The sequence below is a fragment of the Micromonospora sp. NPDC049559 genome, from assembly GCF_040676675.1.
Classification (GTDB): Bacteria; Actinomycetota; Actinomycetes; order Mycobacteriales; family Micromonosporaceae; genus JBFAPK01.
In genome coordinates this window covers 224,709-240,025 of the sequence record NZ_JBFAPK010000001.1, presented here as the reverse complement: position 1 = coordinate 240,025, position 15,317 = coordinate 224,709, and the positions used below count along the sequence as shown (strand labels likewise).

Sequence of the window (15,317 nt, the reverse complement as noted above, 5' to 3'; positions counted from 1 at the left end):
CAGTAGCGCGCTCGTTCGGTGTGGCGGTGACCGCTCACCGGACCCGGTCGCGCAGTCGGTGCCGGCCGGAGGCGATACGCCCCGGCGCGGGGCGGCGCCGGAGCCCGAGCAGCGCCCCGACCTGCGCGCCGACCATGCTGGCCGCGGCGAGCACCGCGGTGACCGCGAGCGGGCGGTTCAGCTCTTCCGGCTCGGCCGCGCGGGAGGCGCCGAAGGTGAAGGTGCTGACCCCGTCGCGCGACTGCTCCTCCGACCCGCCGGTCCCCACCTGCGCGGGCACGCCCCACTCCGCGCCGCCCGCCGGACCGCCGGCCTGCGTCCCACCCCCGGGCTGCGCCGGACCGCCCCGCTCCGGGCCGCCCGGGCCGGCGCCGACCCGGGGCGGGGCGCCCGCTCCGGCCGGCTCGGCATCGCCCGGCTGCTGGTGCGGCGAGGGAACCTCGGGCCAGCCGCCCGGCGGGGGCGGCGCCGCGACCAGGCCGGTGGCGTGGTCGCGTACGCCCCGGTCGACCGCGTGGTCCGGAAGGTGCAGGAGCTGTCCCTCCCGGATCCGGTCCGGGTTGTGGATCTTGTTGAGTCGGGCCAGCTCCGGGTACCGGTCGAAGTCCCCGAGATAGCGGTCCGCGATCTCGCCGAGGTAGTCGTCGCGCTCGACCCGGTAGACCGGCTCGGGCAGCGCCGGACCGGTCGCCGGCGCGGCCTGCGGGCCGGGGGGCGGCACGGAGACGATCACCGGTCCCTCCGCCGACGGCGCCGGTTGGGCCGCCGTCGCGACGGCCGGTAGGGCCGCGCTCGCGGTTGCCGCCGCCGGGCTCGCGGCGATGATCAGCGCCACCGACCCGACCAGCGCCGCCGCGGCCCGCTGCTGGCGGCCCAACCCGGGCAGCCGTACCGCCGGCCGGCGCAGCACCCGGGCCGGAATCTCCACCAGTACCGACAGCGCGAACGTCGCCCAGCCGAGCCAGCCCACGACGGCCAGCGCGCGCAGGAAGAGCTGCCCGTCGTCCCGGCTGGTCAGCACAGTGGTGATCTCGTTGAGCCCGGGTACGTGGTCCGGCAGCGGATTGCCGGCCAGGGCCACGAGCGCGGCCGGCGCGCCGAGAAGCAGCGCGAGCAGCACGACGAGCGCGCCGATGCCGGTACCGATCCGGCCGGCCCGGCTCGTCGCGGAGCGACCCGGTGTTGGCATGGTCCCGCCTCCCTGTTCAGTCCGAAGTGGTCACGAGTTCGACGGTCGCCGTACCCCGGGTCACGTAGGTGTCGGGGAAGCCGAAGAGGTCGAGCATCGCGGTGTCGTACGTGATCCAGACCGTGACGGTCAGGTGTTCGCCGTCGGCGGAGGGCTCGGCCGTGCCGGTCACCCCGGGCTCGTCGAGCCGCGCCAGGTAGAGGTTGGCCGCGTTCCGGGCGTCCTCGGGGTCGACCACCTTCGCGTCCCCGTCGACGGCCGCCGCCACGTCGATCGCCTGGCCCCCGGCGCGGGCCGCCTCGGCGGCGAGGTTGTCGGCCCGCTGCATCGCCCGCACCCGGCCGGCCCCGTCCACCACCAGCCCGATGATCACGAGGACCGCCACCAGCGCGATCGCCAGGAAGACACTCACCCGGCCCTGGTCCGCCGGCCGCCGACCCGTCGAAGGCCCGGCCGGCCGGGCCGCGCGGAACGCGTACCGGTGCCTCGGCGGGCCCGCGTACCGGCCGGCGGGGCGGCGAGGCGCGCGGCCGCGGCTCACGACCGGCTCCGGTACCAGTCGAGCGGCGAGGTGAAGGCGGCGGTCAGCACGGTCGAGTCCAGCGGGCCGGGCAGCGGCAGGTCGGCGAACGAGAGTTCGCAGGTGACGCTGACCGAGACCACGGGCGGGTCGGCGGGGTCCGCCGGTCCGACCGGTCGGGCGAAGTCGGTCACGTCCGTTCGCACCGACAGCGCCGCGCAGTCCAGCCCCTGGTTCCGCAGCGACTCGTCCACGGCGGCGCGGGCGTTGGCGTCGGCCGCGGCGGCGGTACGGGAGATGGAGGCGGCCCGGGCGGCGTCGTGCGCCGCCACCTCGATGGCGTTCTGCGCGACCACGCCGCGCCCGGCCACCGCGGCCAGCGCCACCAGCAGCAGGAAGACCGGTACGAGGATGGTCACCTCGATCGAGACCGAGCCCCGCTCGCGCCCGGCCATCACTCGACCGTGAAGCGTTCGACCGTGCCGTGGGCCGTCTGCCGCACGGGAAAGTCGACCCACGGCAGGATCGACAGCGCGCGCCCCTCGACGGTGAAGCTGACCCGGGTGCCGTCCGAGACGGGCGAGGAGCGGTAGACCCGCGCCCCGGTGAGCCAGTCCCCGGAGCCGGCGATGAAGCGCTCGGCGGCGGCGACCCCCGCCGCGTCCGGCGGGCCGTCGTGCACCCGTACCGTGCCGACGGCCTCCTGGGCGGCGGCGAGGGCGACCGTGCGGGCCAGGAAGATCGCCGCCACCTGTACCGCGGCGAAGAGCAGCACCAGGATGCCCGGCAGCAGGATCGCCAGCTCGACCGGGGAGGCGCCCCGGTCCCGCTCCCCGTCCGCCCCGCCGCCGCGCCGTGCCGGCGGAAGGCCCCGCGCGTCGCCGCCGCTCACTGGAGGGTGGGGGTGCCCGGTACGACGCGGTCCATGAACCCGTCGGCGGTGTTGTAGGCCCAGGTGACCACCGCCGCGGCGAGGATGGCGAGCCCGACGATGATGACCGCCGTCGGTACGGGGTTGTCGCCCCGGTCGGGCTCCCGGCCCAGTTGGCGCAGGCGGTCGGCGAGGCGGCTGTAGAGGTACGCGATGACGGCCACGGGGGCTCCCTTCGCAGGCGACGGTCAGATCCGGGTCATGAACGGGTAGAGGACGAAGCCGACGAGGATGAAGACCAACAGCGCGCCGGGCACGTCGAGCCGCCCGGTGACCGCCTCCGCCCGGGCGAGGTTGTCGGTGCGGATCTGCTCGCGCAGCGAGTCGGCCCGGCTGCGCAGCGTCTCGTGCACCTGGGCGCCCTCCGAGCCGGAGGACTGCATGATCGCGCCGACGTCGCCGAGCTCCGGTACGCCGATCTCGTCGGCGAGCTGGCGCAGCTCGTCCCAGGGCGAGTGCATCTGTAGCTGGGCCATCCGCAGCGCCTCCCGGATCCGCTCGAAGACCCAGCCGTCGCAGACCCCGGCGGCCTGCTCCAGCGCCTGCACCGGCCCGTGCGCGGCGGAGAGTTGCAGCGCCACCAGGTCCAGGTACGTGCAGATGGCCCGGCGGAACTCGCGGCGCGCCCGCTCGGCCCGGCTCAGCACGTCGTGATGCGCCAGCAGCGCGCTCAGCGCGGCGAGCCCGACCCCGACGCCGGCCGGTACCGCGACCGGCAGGCCGACGCCGGCCGCCGCGACCACCGCTGCGGCCAGGGCCGGCGCTACCAGGCCGACCAGCGCCGAGAGCAGGAGCGAGAGGGCGTACTGCTCGGGGGTGCGGCCCAGCAGGGCCAGGTCGCGGGTGGGCGGGCGCAGCCAGCGGGCCGGTCCGTGCAGCCAGTCCAGGTTCCGCCCGACCCCGGCGGTACCGGCCGGACGGGGCGGCTGGTGCAGCCGGCGCAGCGCCGGGCCGAGGGCCGGTGCGGGCGGCAGCGCCTCCCGGATCACCAAGAAGATCCCGAGGCCGATCGCGGCACCCCCGGTCACCGCGGCGGCCAGCGGCCAGTTGACGATCATCTGGCCGCCTCCCCGGTCCGCAGGAACCCGGCGCCGGCGACCGACCGTACGGCGGCCGGCTGACCGTTGGCCGGCTCCCGGGCGGCGGGCGGGGCGAGGAAGCGGACCGGCCGGGGCGGCAGGCTCATCGCCCGTACCCAGGCCAGCAGGGCGACGAAGGAGCCGCCCAGTACCACCATCACCAGCTGCCCGGTCCCGGTCGCGTACGGGCGCATGTAGGTCGGGTTGAGCAGGCCGTAGCCGAGGGTCAGCAGCGTCATCCCGGTGAGGAAGCGCACCGCGAACCGGGGCTGGGTCCGCTTCGCCTCGACCTCCCGCCGGGTGGCGACCTCGGCGGCGGCGGCCGTCGCGATCGAGCCGAGCACGTCGCCGAGCCGTTCCCCCCGGTCGGCCAGGTGCAGGATCAGCGCCGCCACCACCTGGTCGCAGACCGGGTCGCCGATGTCCTCAGCGAACGCGAGCAGGGCGGTCCGGGCCACCCAGCCGGCGCGCAGCCGCTCGGCGAGCAGCCGTACCTCCTCGTCGATCTCCTCTGGGGCGGTGACGGCCGTACCGATGATGGCCTGCTGGAGTCCCTGGCCGACGCCGGACACGTCCCGCAGCCGGCGGGTCCACTCGCCGACCGCCTCGATCCGCGCGATGGCCCGCTGCTCGGCCCGGCCGACGGTGAAGAGCCAGGGCGTACCCGGCACCGCGACGACGACCAGCAGCCCTACCACCGGCAGGCCGGTCAGCAGGAACGCCAGCGCCCCGGCGACCACCGCGACGACGAGCAGCGCCTGGTGCCGGCGCTGCTCCCGCCGGTTCGCGCCCGCACCCAGCCAGAACCGGCCCAGCCACCGGCCCGGCACCGACGCCGGCCCGGCCGGGCGGCGGGTGCCGACCAGCGCCACGACCAGCAGCACCAGCCCGCCCACGCAGGCGGCGCCGGAGCACACCGCGATCAGCTCCAGGTTGGCCGGCATCGTCACCCGCCCCCCACGGCCCGCGGTCCCAGCCGGCTGTGCCGGGGTCGACGCCACGCGCCGACGCCCGCCTCGATGTAGCGGGAGAGCAGCCGCGGGTCGTAGCCGACCCGCATCAGCTGGTCGCGGACTCGCTCGGGCAGGTGCCGGGGTACGGCCCGGCCGTCGGGGCCCGGACCGAAGATGGTCGTGGTGGTGATCCGGTTGCCGTCACCGACCCCGATGACCTCCTCGACGTGCGAGACGAACCGTTCCTTGCGCCCGCCGATCGCGGTCTCGTCCTCGACCGTCACGTAGACGATCAGGTCCAGCGCGTTCCCGGCCATCCGGCGTGCCTGGTCCACGGTCATCTCCCGGCCGTGCGAGAGCGCCAGCTCGACGATCCGCTCGCCCACCCCGGCCGGGGTACGGGCGTGGATCGTGCACATCGAGCCGCGGCTGGTCGTCATGGCCTGGAGCATCGGCACGATCTCGCGGGACCGGACCTCGCCCACGATGATCCGCAGTACGCCCATCCGAAGCGCCACCGGGATGAGATCGGCGATGGTCACCTCCCCGGCCGGGCGGCCGTCCGGGCCGCGCTCGCCGTGCCCCTCCCGCGACTCGAAGCTCATCACCGCCCGGTGCCGGCGCCGGCCGCGCGCCGGCAGCAGCTCGCGGCTCTCCTCCAGCAGCACGAACGGCTCGTCCTCCGGGATCTCGTGCATCAGCGCGCGGATCACCGTCGTCTTGCCGGCCCCGGCCAGCCCGGCCACCATGACGTTGAGCCCGGCCGCCATCGCCCCGCGCAGGAAGTCCCGGAGCAGCACGTCCACCATCTCGTCCAGGTCGGCCCGGCCGCCGCAGATGTCGTCGAGGGTCACGTCGAGCGTGTTGTGCCGGCGCAGCACCGCGTACGGCCGGTGGCTGACCAGGAAGACCGCGGCCAGCCGGCTGCCGTCGGGCAGTTGCAGGTCCAGGGTGGGCTTCGAGGTGGAGAGCGAACGTTCCGTCGCCCCGGCCCGCCGCGCCGCGGCCTGGAGGATCTCCACCAGCTCCTCGTCGCTGTCGGCGATCGGTTCGCCCCACTCGACGCCGCCGCCGTGCCGGGCGATGCGGACCAGGTCGCAGCCGAGGATGTGCACCTCCTCGATCGAGTCGTCGCCGAGCAGGCTCTGCAGCCGGCCCAGCCCGACCAGCTCGGCGGTGACCTGGTCGAGCAGGGCCCGTTCCTCGGCCGCCGGCATCGGCGTACCGGCCCGGCGGACCGAGTCGGCGTACTCGGCGACCACCAGCACGGCGAGCCGGCCCCGCTCGTACTCCTCCTCGGCGGCGGTGAAGTCCCGCCCGCGCTGCCAGGCGGTGAGCCGCTCGCTGAGCCGCCGGCGCAGCTCCCGGACCAGGGCGTAGTCGACCCGGGGCCGGGGCGGCGGCGCGGTCACCGGCGCGCCCACCGGCGGTGGCGGCACGACCGGCGGGGCCGCGGGCTCGGCGTGGTGCCCGTTCGGCGGCGCCGGGGGCGTGCCGGGGGCCAGCGGCGGGGCGATCGAGGCGATCCCGCCGTCGCGGGTGCGCGGGTCGTACCGGACCGGCTCAAACCGCATCCGCCACCTCCGGTGCCCCCGGCCAGCTCAGCCGCGCCCGCCGCCGGTCCAGCAGGGCACCGATCGGCACCTCGAGGGCGCCGGCCGCGCGCATCAACGGCCGCCCCGCCCGTACCGTGCCGCCGTGGCCGAGCACCTCGGCGGTACGCGGGTCGCGGGGCAGCTGCGCGATCACCGGCAGCTGGAGCGCCTTGCTCACCTCGCCCCGCTGGTGGCCCTCGCCCACGAGCAGCAGCCGCAGCGAGCCGGCCGGTACCCGGTGCTCGGCGAAGTCCCGCTGGATGGCCCGTACGGTGGCCCGCGCGCTGGAGAGGCCGGGCAGGTGCGCGGCCGTGACGACCAGCACCACCGCGGCGGTACGGAGCAGCGGCCACGGCGGCGCGGCCACCTGCAACCGTCCACAGTCGACGAGCACGTCGTAGCCGGGCTCGCCCCGCTCCAGCCCGGCGAAGAAGTCGGCGAACCGCTGCCAGAGCGGGGTGACGCTGCCCGCCTGCGCCGGGTCGACCACGCCGGGCAGGAGCAGCCGTTCCCGCTTCGGCGCGTCCAGGTCGACCAGCTGGGTCCAGAAGGCGCGGTCCAGGTTGCCGTCGCGCAGCTCCGCCACCGCCAGCTCGCCGATGCCGCGCGGCCCGTCGAGCGCGCCGCCCAGGTAGCCGGCGAGGATCGAGCCGCCGGCCGGGTCGCACTCGGCCAGCACGGTCCGGCGGTGCCAGGAGAGCGTGCAGGCCAGGGCGGCCGTGGTCACCCCCGGGGCGCCCTTGCCGGCGACGAAGGCGATGACGGCCATGGTCAGGCCGCCGTGTCGAGGACCACGGCGATCCGGCTCTCCGCGGCCAGCGCCACCACCGGCGCCACGTCCCGAGCGGCGAGCGCCAGGTAGAGCACGATCTCGCCGGCCTCGGCCCGGACCATGTCGATGACGGTTGCCTCGAAGCGGGTGCTCGCCGCCGGGGTGGCCGCGTTCTTGACCGGCTTGCTGAGCAGCAGCACCCGGTCGCCGGCGTGCAGCTGCCGGGCCGGCACCTCGCTGGTCTTGAGGCCGAGCGAGAGCTGCTGCTGGCCCGGGCCGAGCAGCGGCTCGTCGGTGAGCTGGGCGGCGGTCAGCAGGCTGCCCGGGGCCAGCGCCACGGCGGCCCGCTTGCCGACCACCCGGTCGAGCTGGTCGGTGGGGATGGGCCGCAGCCCCTGCCCGCCGGCGACCTGGACGCTGACCAGGTCGTCCCGGCTCAGTACGGTCCCGACCGGTACCTCCCGGCCGACGGCGAGGTAGCTGCCGGTGGCGCGTACCGAGGTGACCGCGAACGCCGACCCGAGCCCGCCGAGGGCGATCAGCAGGACCGCGAGCCCGAGCAGCCCGGGTCGCATCCGGCGCTGCCGGACCACCCGGGGCGGGGTGATCGGTGCGCCGAGCGCCACGGGACTGTTCGCGGTCGGCGCGGTCACTCGGTCACCACCTGGAGCTCGTCGACGCGGATGGTCCCCGGTGCGGCGCTGGTCCTGGTCTGCGGCGGCAGGGTGCCGCTGCGGCCGCCCCCGGTCCAGGTCACCTCCCAGGTGGTGGTCGCGGTCACCCGGTACACCCCGCCGGGCTGGCTGCGGCTCGACCGCGGGTACCCGCCGGCGTAGCCGCAGTCCGGCGAGGCGGTACCGCCGTGCCGGGCCGGGTCGTACCGGGTGCCGGCGCCGGCGCACTCGATCTCCGTACCGTCGCCCATGTCCCAGACCACCTTGCGGGCCCGGGCCTGGATGGTGACGGTGAGGCCGGGCGCGCTCGCCGAGGCGGTCGGTGCGGGCAGCGGATCCGTCCACATCCAGATCGGCAGGCCGACCAGGCCGGGCCCCTTGTTCGGGGCCAGGTGCACGGCGGGGCGGGCCAGCTCGATGCTGGCCAGCGCGCGCATCGCCAGCTCCTCCGGGTCGGGCGGGACGAACCCGCCCGGCGCCGCGTCCAGCAGCCGGCTGTCCTGCGTGCCGGAACAGCTGCGCAGGTACCACTGCTTGCCCTCGGGTGTCCCCTCCGGCTGCGGCTCCTGCAGCTTGTAGTAGCAGCCGTCGGCGCTGTTGAACCAGCCGAGCAGGTCGTCGTAGCAGGGGACCGGCGCGCCGTCGCGGCGGCAGACCCGCTCGCCGCCTCCGCCCCCGTCGTCGCCGTCGCCGGGACGGCCCGGCCGGCTCGGGTTGCCCGGCCGGCTGTCCCAGACGTCGCAGTTGCTCTGGCCGGGCGGGCAGTCGGCGCCGGGGGCGGCGCGCCGGGCCGCGGTCACCGGCGCGGCGACGGCCAGTACCAGCGACAGGACGGCCACCAGGACCGCGCCCCGGCGCACCGCCGGGGCCGCGTCCGCCGCGTCGTGCCCGGTGGGCGCGTTGGCCCGGCGGGCGGCCGTGGCGACCGCACGCCGGGCCGCCGCCGCGGCGATGGGGAGGGTCGGTGGGCGCCGCTCGGGAGCGCGCACCGTCGCCGCGGAGCGGGGCCGCCGCCGGTACGTCGGGCGGCCGTCCCGCCGGCTCAGCACGGCTGGTCCTCGTGCGTGCTGCCGGCACTGATCAGCCACCGGTCGCCGGGATAACGGGTCGCGGTGGCGGTCGCGAGGTGGCGCCCGCTGGCGGAACCGGGCACCACCTTCCGGTTCCCGACGTAGACCAGCCGGTAGCCGGTGGCGTCCAGGCAGTCCTGGATGGAGACCGTCGCCGGTACGGTGTCGAGGTTGACGGCGGTCACCGTCGGGTCCGAGACCAGGGTGCCGGTGCGCATGGCGCCGTGCTCCTTCGCGTCACGAATGGCGAGACCGACCCGGGTCAACAGCGGATCGGCGAGGTATTTCCGCAGCGACGGATGGTGCGGATCCGCCGCGAGTTCGGCCTCCCGGAGCGCGGCGAGATAGCCCGCGTACGCCGCGAGCGCCGATTTCGTCGCGGACTCCGTACCGGCGTCGGGGCTCGGGGTCGACCGGCTCGATCCGCCGGCGGAAAGGAGATCACCGGCGGGGCCGGGGCGGGCGCAGGCGGACATCACGGCGGCAATCCCGATCACAATGAGGATGGTCGGGAACCGGCCCGGATGCCTCATCCGCACCGCTGTTTCCCCCTTCTCCTCCACGGGCGACACGTGCCGTCCACTAGGCCGGGGACACGTGCGTCCGCCCTGGTGGAGGGCGGCTCGTCCCGGCCGGTTGGCATGACGGGGTCGGGGCGGCGCGCCCCGTCCGCGCCCGCCGGCTCCGCCGTACCGGTATTCACTGATGATGATGTTGTTTCGGTGTGATCGGACGACCATTCCGCCGAAATAGATCTTGTGTACGCCGGTTGTGTGCCATCCAAGGGGCGAGCATAGGCTGACGACCGGCGATGCAACAGGGGCAATTAACGGGAATACGCAGGGTTACGATCAACTTTGCGCTATCCGTTAAAGGTCATATGACGCCCGCGGATCTACATCGGAAATTGATCTGTACGGAGGGCTGACGGTGCGAATGCGCCAGCGCGGCGACGCGCGGTCCATCGGCGATTCCCTCACGGCGAATGGCGCCGGTCTGCGCGGTTCTGTCCGGTGGGTCACCGCCGCGCCGCGGCGCCGGGTGGCTCGTTTCCGTCGACCCGGTGGCCCGCGCCGGCGCCCGCCCGCCCCGGTGGCGCCGCCGGCCGGGCGGCGCCGGACGGGTACGCCGCCGGGCGCCCGTCGGCGACCACTCAACTACGCGGCGTGCTTGCTTTCCCCGGGGGTGTGGGGGTGACGACGCGGCGGAGTGCGTCCCCGGAGGCCGGCGCGCGGCAGCGGTCCGGGGTGGACGGTTCCCCGCCGCGAGCTTCCGCAGCCGTGCCGCGACGGCGCCCCGTACGGTGGGCCGCGCTGCCCGCCGTGGCGCCGCTGCTGCTCGTGGCGCCGCTGCTCCGCTGGGTCGTGGCGACCGAGGCCGTACCGTCCGGCCGGTCACGCCGGACGGCGTGCGACCGGTGCCGGACGCCCCTCGGGCCCCGTACGGGCCTGCGGCCGCTCTCGCCGGCGGCTCGCTGCGCGGCCTGCGGAGCCCGGATCGGGGCCGCCCCGCTCCTGCTCGAACTGGTGCTGCTCGCCGCCGGCGCGGTGCTCGTGCTCGCCGGGCGGCCGGTCCTGGAGTCGATCGCGCTCGCCTGGTGGGTGCTCTGTGCCGTGCCGCTGCTCTTCGTCGACGTCGCCGTGCACCGGCTGCCGGACCGGCTCACCTACGGCGCGGCGGCCGGCACCTGGGGACTGCTCGGGCTCGCCGCCTGGACCGCCGGCGGGGACGGCCGGGCCTGGGTACGGGCCGTGCTGGCCGGCGCCGGAGTGGCGCTGCTCTTCGCGGCCTCGACCCTGTTGCTGGGCCGGCGCGGGTTCGGCCTCGGCGACGCCAAGCTGGCGCTCAGCGGCGCGGCCCTGCTCGGCTGGTACGGGTGGGGCGCCGTGCTGCTCGGGCTCCTGCTCGCCTTCGCCGGCTCGGCGGTGGTCAGCCTGGTCCTGCTGGCGACCGGACGGATCCGCTGGTCCGGGCACCTGCCGTTCGGACCGTTCCTGATCTTCGGCGTGCTCGCCGTCCTGGCCCTGCCGCCGGCCTAGGCGGGCCGTCCGCCGTACCCCGCGCCCCGGCCGCCCCCGCGCCACCCCTGGTGCCGCCGGCCGCCTCGTGCCTCAGCCGCCTCGTGCCTCAGCCGCCTCGTGCCTCAGCCGCCTCGTGCCTCAGCCGCCTCGTGCCTCAGGGCCCCGGTGCCGCCGGCCGGTCAGTGCGGAAGCGGCGGTCAGCCGGCCAGTCCGTCGCAGGGGCGGCCGTTCACGGTGCAGCTCGTCGGGGTGGCGCCGATCGGCGCCCCGTCGACGCGGAACCGCACCTGGGCCGCGGCGCCGGCGCGCACCTGGGCGGTCGACGGGTCCGGTACGAAGGTCCAGGTGGCACCGTTGCGGGTGGCCTGTGCGCCGACCACGTCCGTGATCGACAGGGTCTGCCGGGGCAGGGTGATGACGAGGGTCCAGCCGTTCGCGGGTGCCGAGCCGGAGTTGCTGATCAGGACCGAGGCTCCGTAGCTGATCAGAGCCTTGTCGTCGACGGCGAACCGGGCCGCGAGCAGCGCGGCCGAGGCCGCCGACTGCGGCGATCCGGGCGACGGCGGAGCGGGCGGGCCGGCCGGCGACTCGCGCGGTGCGGGCGGGGGAGCCGAAGCCTCGGCGCTGACCCCGACCCCGGGCGTGACCGGCTCCACGCTCGCGACCATTCCGGGCTCGGTCGCCGGCGCCACCTGGGGCCGGCCGGTCTCGCCCGGACCGGTCAGCAGCGCGACGAGCAGTATCGCCGTGCCCGCCACGAGCACGGCGGAGGCGACGGCGAGGCCGCGGAGCAGCCGCCGGTCGCGCAGGGTGGCGGCGCGTACGCGTCCCGCCAGCCGCCGGACCGCCGCGAACCCGTCGAGCACCGAATCGAGCAGGACGACCGCGAGGGTGCGCCGGGGACGCTGCCGCGGTTCGACCATCCCCCCGTGCCCCCTCCCATCGTCGCTCGGTCCCGTCCCGCCGCTCGCCGGATCCACCAGCGGCGGTCCGATCCGCTGCGTCGCGTCCGGCTCGACGGCGCGCTGCAGCACCGTCTCCGCGTCGGCGAACGCGGCGTCCGGCGTGGCCGGCGACGGCCCCCCGGGACGCTCCGGTGGTTCGGACCGGTGCCGACCGACCGTACCCGGGTCCGGCTCGGCATCGAGCCACGGGTCGTCGTCCGGCTCGCTGACCGGACCGGACGGTACGGTCGAACCAGGACGGATCCGCCCGCCGGGCTGAGACTTTACCCTGGACCCCGGCGGTCTGCCTGTTCGCGTCTGCCCGTCGCGCCGGTCAACCTGCCTGCTCATAGCGCCCGCAACCCCGCGAGTACGGCTTCCAGCAACTCCTCCGAGGGGGACTCGGCCAGCACCAGCGGCTCGTGCGTCTCGATCAGGCCCGCGTCCAGCAGGTCGCCGAGGAGGACGCGGACCGTGCCCAGGGGCAGGTCCAGCTCGGCGGCGATCTCCGCCACCGAGAGCGGCCGCCGGCACCGCTTGAGGATCTCCAACTGCTCGGGGGAGAGCTGCGCGGGCAGCGGCTGGGTCGCCGGCCGCGCCACCACCAGCGAGATCAGGTCGAACTGCCCGCGGATCGGCTGGGTCCGGCCGCGGGTCATCGTGTACGGGCGGACGACCGGTCCGGCGTCGTCGTCGTACCAGGCGTCCTCGGGAGCATCCAGGCCAGGAACATTCATCGCGCTCACCCGCTGGTCGAATGCAGTGCGGCCGGTTCCAGGTACACCGGCAGGTTGTTCTCCGCCTGGCCGGCGAAGAGCGCGACCTCGTACGCGATGTCGCCGGCGTCCGCCTCCCCGGAGAACCGTATGGTCAGGATCGCCCCGCCGCGGGTGGTGGCGATGAACATGAACGCGCGCCACATCTGCACGATGATCTGCCGGACGTTGCCGCTGCCGTACTCGCGACAGGTGGCCAGGGCCAGCGCCTGCAGACCGGCCGCGACGCTGGAGATCTGGTCGGCGAGCTCGTGCCCGACGTTGCGGGAGGCGCCGAGCAGCAGCCCGTCGGGCGAGAGCACCATCGCCAGTTCCGCACCGGGGACCCGGTCCACCAGGTCGTCCAACAGGTCGGGCAGATTATCGGTCGTGACCGTTGGGTGAGCCACTTGTCGTCCTCTCGCTGCCGTTCAACCCGCCGGCGGTGCGGGTTGGTTGAGTCCTTGGGCCGGGCCCCACGGGCTGCGGCCGGGCGGTGGGTCGGTTCGGATCCGGCGCGTCGCCAGCGGGTCGTGCGATCGGTATCTCCATTGTCTCGGCCGCGTCGGGGCGTGCCACCGGGGCGGGCTTGCGCGTCGGCAGCGGGGCGGCCGCCCCGGGCGGGGGCGGGCCCGGTGGTACGGGCGCGGCGGCCGGGCTCGGTGCGGCGACGGGAGCCGGTGCGGGAACCGGACCGGGCGGCGGGACCTGGCCGGGCATCGGGGCCGGGCCGGGTGCCGGGATCGGTGGGCCCCACGCGCCGCCCGGCGCCGGGGCGGGCTCCCACGGTCCCGGTTCGCGGGACCGCACCGGCAGGCCCCCCGGGGTGCCGGCCGCGCCGGCCCACCCGTTCGCGCCGGCCGAGGCGGGCCGCTCGGCGGGGACGCCCGCCGGGACGGTACCGTCCGTCGCCACCAGCCGGCCGGCCGGCAGCAGCACCACGGCCGAGACGCCGCCCCGGGCCGAGGCCCGAAGTTCCACCTCGACGCCGCGCCGGCGGGCGATCAGGCCCACCGCGTACAGCCCGTGACCGGCCCCCGGCGGCCGGTGCCGGGGCGGGTTGCGGAGCAGCTCGTTGGCGGCGGCCAGTGCGGGTGCACTCATCCCTGGGCCGTCGTCGGTGATGACGATGGCGCTGCCGCCCTCCCTCGGCTCGCCACCCACCCGCACCGTGCTGTTCGCCGGCGAGAAGGCCAGCGCGTTCTCGATCAGCTCCGCCAGCAGGTGGATCACGTCCGGGACCACCGGCCCGGCCAGCGCCCCGGGCCAGTTCGGCGCGACCAGCACCCGGGGATAGTCCACCACCTCGGCCACCGCGCCCCGCACCACGTCCAGCAGCGGTACCGGACGCCGCCACCGGCGGGCCGGCGTGGCACCGGCCATGGTGATCAGCTTCTCGGTGTTGCGCCGGATCCGCGTGGCGAGATGGTCGATGCGGAACAGGTCGGCCAGCTCGTCGGTGTCGCGCTCGCGCCGCTCCATCGCGTCGAGCAGGCTCAGCTGATCCCGCAGCAACGGCTGGTTGCGGCGGGTGAGCTGCAGGAACAGGTCCCACGTACCCTTGTGGGCCTCCGCCTCGGCGAGCACGGCCCGGACCGCCGTCGTACGGGCCGACTCGATCGCCCGCCCGAGCTGGTCGATCTCGTCGGCCCCGGGCGGCAGCGGCGGCGGGTCCTGCGGGGTGTCCACGGGCTCGCCCCGGCGGAGCCGCTTGACGACGCCGGGCAGCTCCTGCTCGGCCACCTGCCCGGCCGCCACCCGCAGCTCGGCGAGGCGCCGGCTCTGCCGACGCGCGCTGCCGGCCACGGCCGCGATGGCGGCGACGACCGCGACGAGCCCGAGCCCGATCACCACGCCGGCCTGGACCGTGGCCGTGGTGAGTCGGCGGCTGCCGTGCGCGACGCTGTCGTGGAGGCCGCGCGTGACGAGGTCACCCAGCCCGGCGAGGACGGGTCCGGCGGCCGCCTGCCACTCCTGGTACGTCACCTGCGGGGTGCCGCCGGCGGAGTCCCGTTGCAGCAGCCGCCCCTCCAGGGTGGTCAGGCCCGGGAAGCCGGCGCCCGCGAGCCGCTCGTAGCCGGCGCGTTCGGCGGCGGGGAGCGCGGCCAGCGCCTCCGCGCGGGCGAACCGCTGGTTCGCCACCAGTTGCGCGAGCCGCTGCTGTTCGGCGGCGGTCAGCCGGCGGGCGGCGAGTGCGCCCGCGACCAGCGTGTCCTCGCGGGCCAGGATCTCCCGGGCCCGGGCCATCGCCAGCACCGCCCGCGCCTCGGCGACCGCGTCGGCGCCCCGGCTCGACCACCACGCGCCGTAGCCGGCGAAGACGGCGTCCACGAGCCCGTCGTACGCGGCGGCGGCACGCTCCCGGTCCAGCCGCCCGGCGTCCACATCGGAGCGCAGGCCGGCGAGCGCGTCCATCCGCCCCACCAGCTCGCGGGCGCGGTCCCGGACCGCCCCCGCGGCCAGCAGGCGCGGGTCGGTCCGGTGCGCGAAGTCCCGCAGCGCCGACACCGCGGAGTCGGTGTGGGCGCGCTGCGTGGCCAGCGCGGTAGCGGCCTGCCCGGAATCGCCCAGCGCGGTACGGGCCTGCCCGGAGTCGCCGAGCGCGGCGGCGGTGAGCCGGCGCTCCGACTGCAGGCCGAGGATCAGCAGGCCGGCCGGCTCGCCGAACGCCTCACCGAGGGCGCGCGTCTGGAGCAGGTCCAGCGCCTCCCGGCCGGTCAGGTACGCGGCGTACGACCAGAGCGTGACCAGCACGACGAAGAGCGCGACGAGCCTGGTGCGGACCCGCCGACCACCGAAATCCATCATGCTCCG

At 76.2% G+C, this 15,317-nt stretch carries 16 protein-coding genes and 1 pseudogene; 1 reads left to right on the top strand and 16 read right to left on the bottom strand.

Going from position 1 to position 15,317, the window contains the following annotated elements:
• Window positions 1-34: 34 nt before the first annotated feature.
• The 12 genes and pseudogenes from AB0J86_RS01060 to AB0J86_RS01005 form a co-directional block, all read right to left on the bottom strand.
• The gene (locus AB0J86_RS01060; RefSeq protein ID WP_363850514.1) at window positions 35-1,189 is read right to left on the bottom strand and encodes a LysM peptidoglycan-binding domain-containing protein; all 1,155 of its coding nucleotides are present in this window, start codon (window positions 1,187-1,189) and stop codon (window positions 35-37) included.
• A 16-nt stretch (window positions 1,190-1,205) separates the two neighbouring features.
• Window positions 1,206-1,601, bottom strand: coding sequence for a hypothetical protein (locus tag AB0J86_RS01055; protein WP_363850511.1), 396 nt, complete (start codon window positions 1,599-1,601; stop codon window positions 1,206-1,208).
• Window positions 1,602-1,726: 125 nt separating this feature from the next.
• Window positions 1,727-2,164 carry a TadE/TadG family type IV pilus assembly protein gene (locus AB0J86_RS01050; protein ID WP_363850508.1) on the bottom strand — a complete coding sequence of 146 codons (438 nt, stop codon included), beginning with the start codon at window positions 2,162-2,164 and terminating at the stop codon, window positions 1,727-1,729.
• Window positions 2,164-2,601 (bottom strand): TadE family protein, encoded by a 438-nt coding sequence (locus AB0J86_RS01045; RefSeq protein WP_363850505.1) that lies wholly within the window; start codon window positions 2,599-2,601, stop codon window positions 2,164-2,166. Before AB0J86_RS01045 ends, AB0J86_RS01050 begins: the two co-directional genes overlap by 1 nt.
• Window positions 2,598-2,804, bottom strand: coding sequence for a hypothetical protein (locus AB0J86_RS01040; RefSeq protein ID WP_363850503.1), 207 nt, complete (start codon window positions 2,802-2,804; stop codon window positions 2,598-2,600). The genes AB0J86_RS01045 and AB0J86_RS01040 overlap by 4 nt, the downstream gene beginning before the upstream one ends.
• Before the next feature lie 24 nt (window positions 2,805-2,828).
• Window positions 2,829-3,695 (bottom strand): type II secretion system F family protein, encoded by an 867-nt coding sequence (locus AB0J86_RS01035; protein ID WP_363851576.1) that lies wholly within the window; start codon window positions 3,693-3,695, stop codon window positions 2,829-2,831.
• A gap of 98 nt (window positions 3,696-3,793) precedes the next feature.
• Window positions 3,794-4,663: pseudogene (locus AB0J86_RS01030) on the bottom strand (type II secretion system F family protein); the annotation flags it as partial.
• A 2-nt stretch (window positions 4,664-4,665) separates the two neighbouring features.
• Window positions 4,666-6,246, bottom strand: a complete 1,581-nt coding sequence (locus tag AB0J86_RS01025; protein ID WP_363850500.1) for an ATPase, T2SS/T4P/T4SS family — start codon at window positions 6,244-6,246, stop codon at window positions 4,666-4,668.
• Window positions 6,236-7,036 (bottom strand): ParA family protein, encoded by an 801-nt coding sequence (locus AB0J86_RS01020; protein ID WP_363850497.1) that lies wholly within the window; start codon window positions 7,034-7,036, stop codon window positions 6,236-6,238. Before AB0J86_RS01020 ends, AB0J86_RS01025 begins: the two co-directional genes overlap by 11 nt.
• A 2-nt stretch (window positions 7,037-7,038) precedes the next feature.
• Window positions 7,039-7,614 (bottom strand): SAF domain-containing protein, encoded by a 576-nt coding sequence (locus AB0J86_RS01015; RefSeq protein ID WP_363851573.1) that lies wholly within the window; start codon window positions 7,612-7,614, stop codon window positions 7,039-7,041.
• A 74-nt stretch (window positions 7,615-7,688) separates the two neighbouring features.
• Window positions 7,689-8,762 (bottom strand): hypothetical protein, encoded by a 1,074-nt coding sequence (locus AB0J86_RS01010; protein ID WP_363850495.1) that lies wholly within the window; start codon window positions 8,760-8,762, stop codon window positions 7,689-7,691.
• On the bottom strand, window positions 8,756-9,280 hold the full coding sequence (locus tag AB0J86_RS01005; RefSeq protein WP_363850492.1) for a hypothetical protein: 525 nt from the start codon (window positions 9,278-9,280) through the stop codon (window positions 8,756-8,758). The genes AB0J86_RS01010 and AB0J86_RS01005 overlap by 7 nt, the downstream gene beginning before the upstream one ends.
• Before the next feature lie 783 nt (window positions 9,281-10,063).
• Between AB0J86_RS01005 and AB0J86_RS01000 the strand changes: the two genes are divergently transcribed.
• Complete coding sequence (locus tag AB0J86_RS01000; protein ID WP_363850489.1) at window positions 10,064-10,822, top strand: A24 family peptidase; 759 nt, start codon at window positions 10,064-10,066, stop codon at window positions 10,820-10,822.
• Window positions 10,823-11,001: 179 nt separating this feature from the next.
• Here the strand turns inward: AB0J86_RS01000 and AB0J86_RS00995 are convergent, their stop codons facing one another.
• The 4 genes from AB0J86_RS00995 to AB0J86_RS00980 all read right to left on the bottom strand — a co-directional run bounded on the left by AB0J86_RS00995 (window position 11,002) and on the right by AB0J86_RS00980 (window position 15,311).
• Window positions 11,002-11,727, bottom strand: coding sequence for a cellulose binding domain-containing protein (locus AB0J86_RS00995; protein ID WP_363850486.1), 726 nt, complete (start codon window positions 11,725-11,727; stop codon window positions 11,002-11,004).
• 368 nt (window positions 11,728-12,095) lie between these two features.
• Window positions 12,096-12,485 carry a DUF742 domain-containing protein gene (locus AB0J86_RS00990; protein WP_363850483.1) on the bottom strand — a complete coding sequence of 130 codons (390 nt, stop codon included), beginning with the start codon at window positions 12,483-12,485 and terminating at the stop codon, window positions 12,096-12,098.
• A gap of 5 nt (window positions 12,486-12,490) precedes the next feature.
• The gene (locus tag AB0J86_RS00985) at window positions 12,491-12,913 is read right to left on the bottom strand and encodes a roadblock/LC7 domain-containing protein (RefSeq protein WP_363850480.1); all 423 of its coding nucleotides are present in this window, start codon (window positions 12,911-12,913) and stop codon (window positions 12,491-12,493) included.
• Window positions 12,885-15,311: a nitrate- and nitrite sensing domain-containing protein gene (locus AB0J86_RS00980; protein WP_363850477.1), complete on the bottom strand. Its 2,427-nt coding sequence runs from the start codon at window positions 15,309-15,311 to the stop codon at window positions 12,885-12,887. The genes AB0J86_RS00985 and AB0J86_RS00980 overlap by 29 nt, the downstream gene beginning before the upstream one ends.
• Window positions 15,312-15,317: the final 6 nt, after the last annotated feature.

Bases quoted from the DNA above. Each gene is read 5' to 3' on its own strand.
- AB0J86_RS01060 (WP_363850514.1), bottom strand. From the start codon at position 1,189: ATGCCAACACCGGGTCGCTCCGCGACGAGCCGGGCCGGCCGGATCGGT.
- AB0J86_RS01050 (WP_363850508.1), bottom strand. From the start codon at position 2,164: ATGGCCGGGCGCGAGCGGGGCTCGGTCTCGATCGAGGTGACCATCCTC.
- AB0J86_RS01025 (WP_363850500.1), bottom strand. From the start codon at position 6,246: ATGCGGTTTGAGCCGGTCCGGTACGACCCGCGCACCCGCGACGGCGGG.
- AB0J86_RS01020 (WP_363850497.1), bottom strand. From the start codon at position 7,036: ATGGCCGTCATCGCCTTCGTCGCCGGCAAGGGCGCCCCGGGGGTGACC.
- AB0J86_RS01015 (WP_363851573.1), bottom strand. From the start codon at position 7,614: ATGCGACCCGGGCTGCTCGGGCTCGCGGTCCTGCTGATCGCCCTCGGC.
- AB0J86_RS00995 (WP_363850486.1), bottom strand. From the start codon at position 11,727: ATGGTCGAACCGCGGCAGCGTCCCCGGCGCACCCTCGCGGTCGTCCTG.
- AB0J86_RS00990 (WP_363850483.1), bottom strand. From the start codon at position 12,485: ATGAATGTTCCTGGCCTGGATGCTCCCGAGGACGCCTGGTACGACGAC.
- AB0J86_RS00980 (WP_363850477.1), bottom strand. From the start codon at position 15,311: ATGATGGATTTCGGTGGTCGGCGGGTCCGCACCAGGCTCGTCGCGCTC.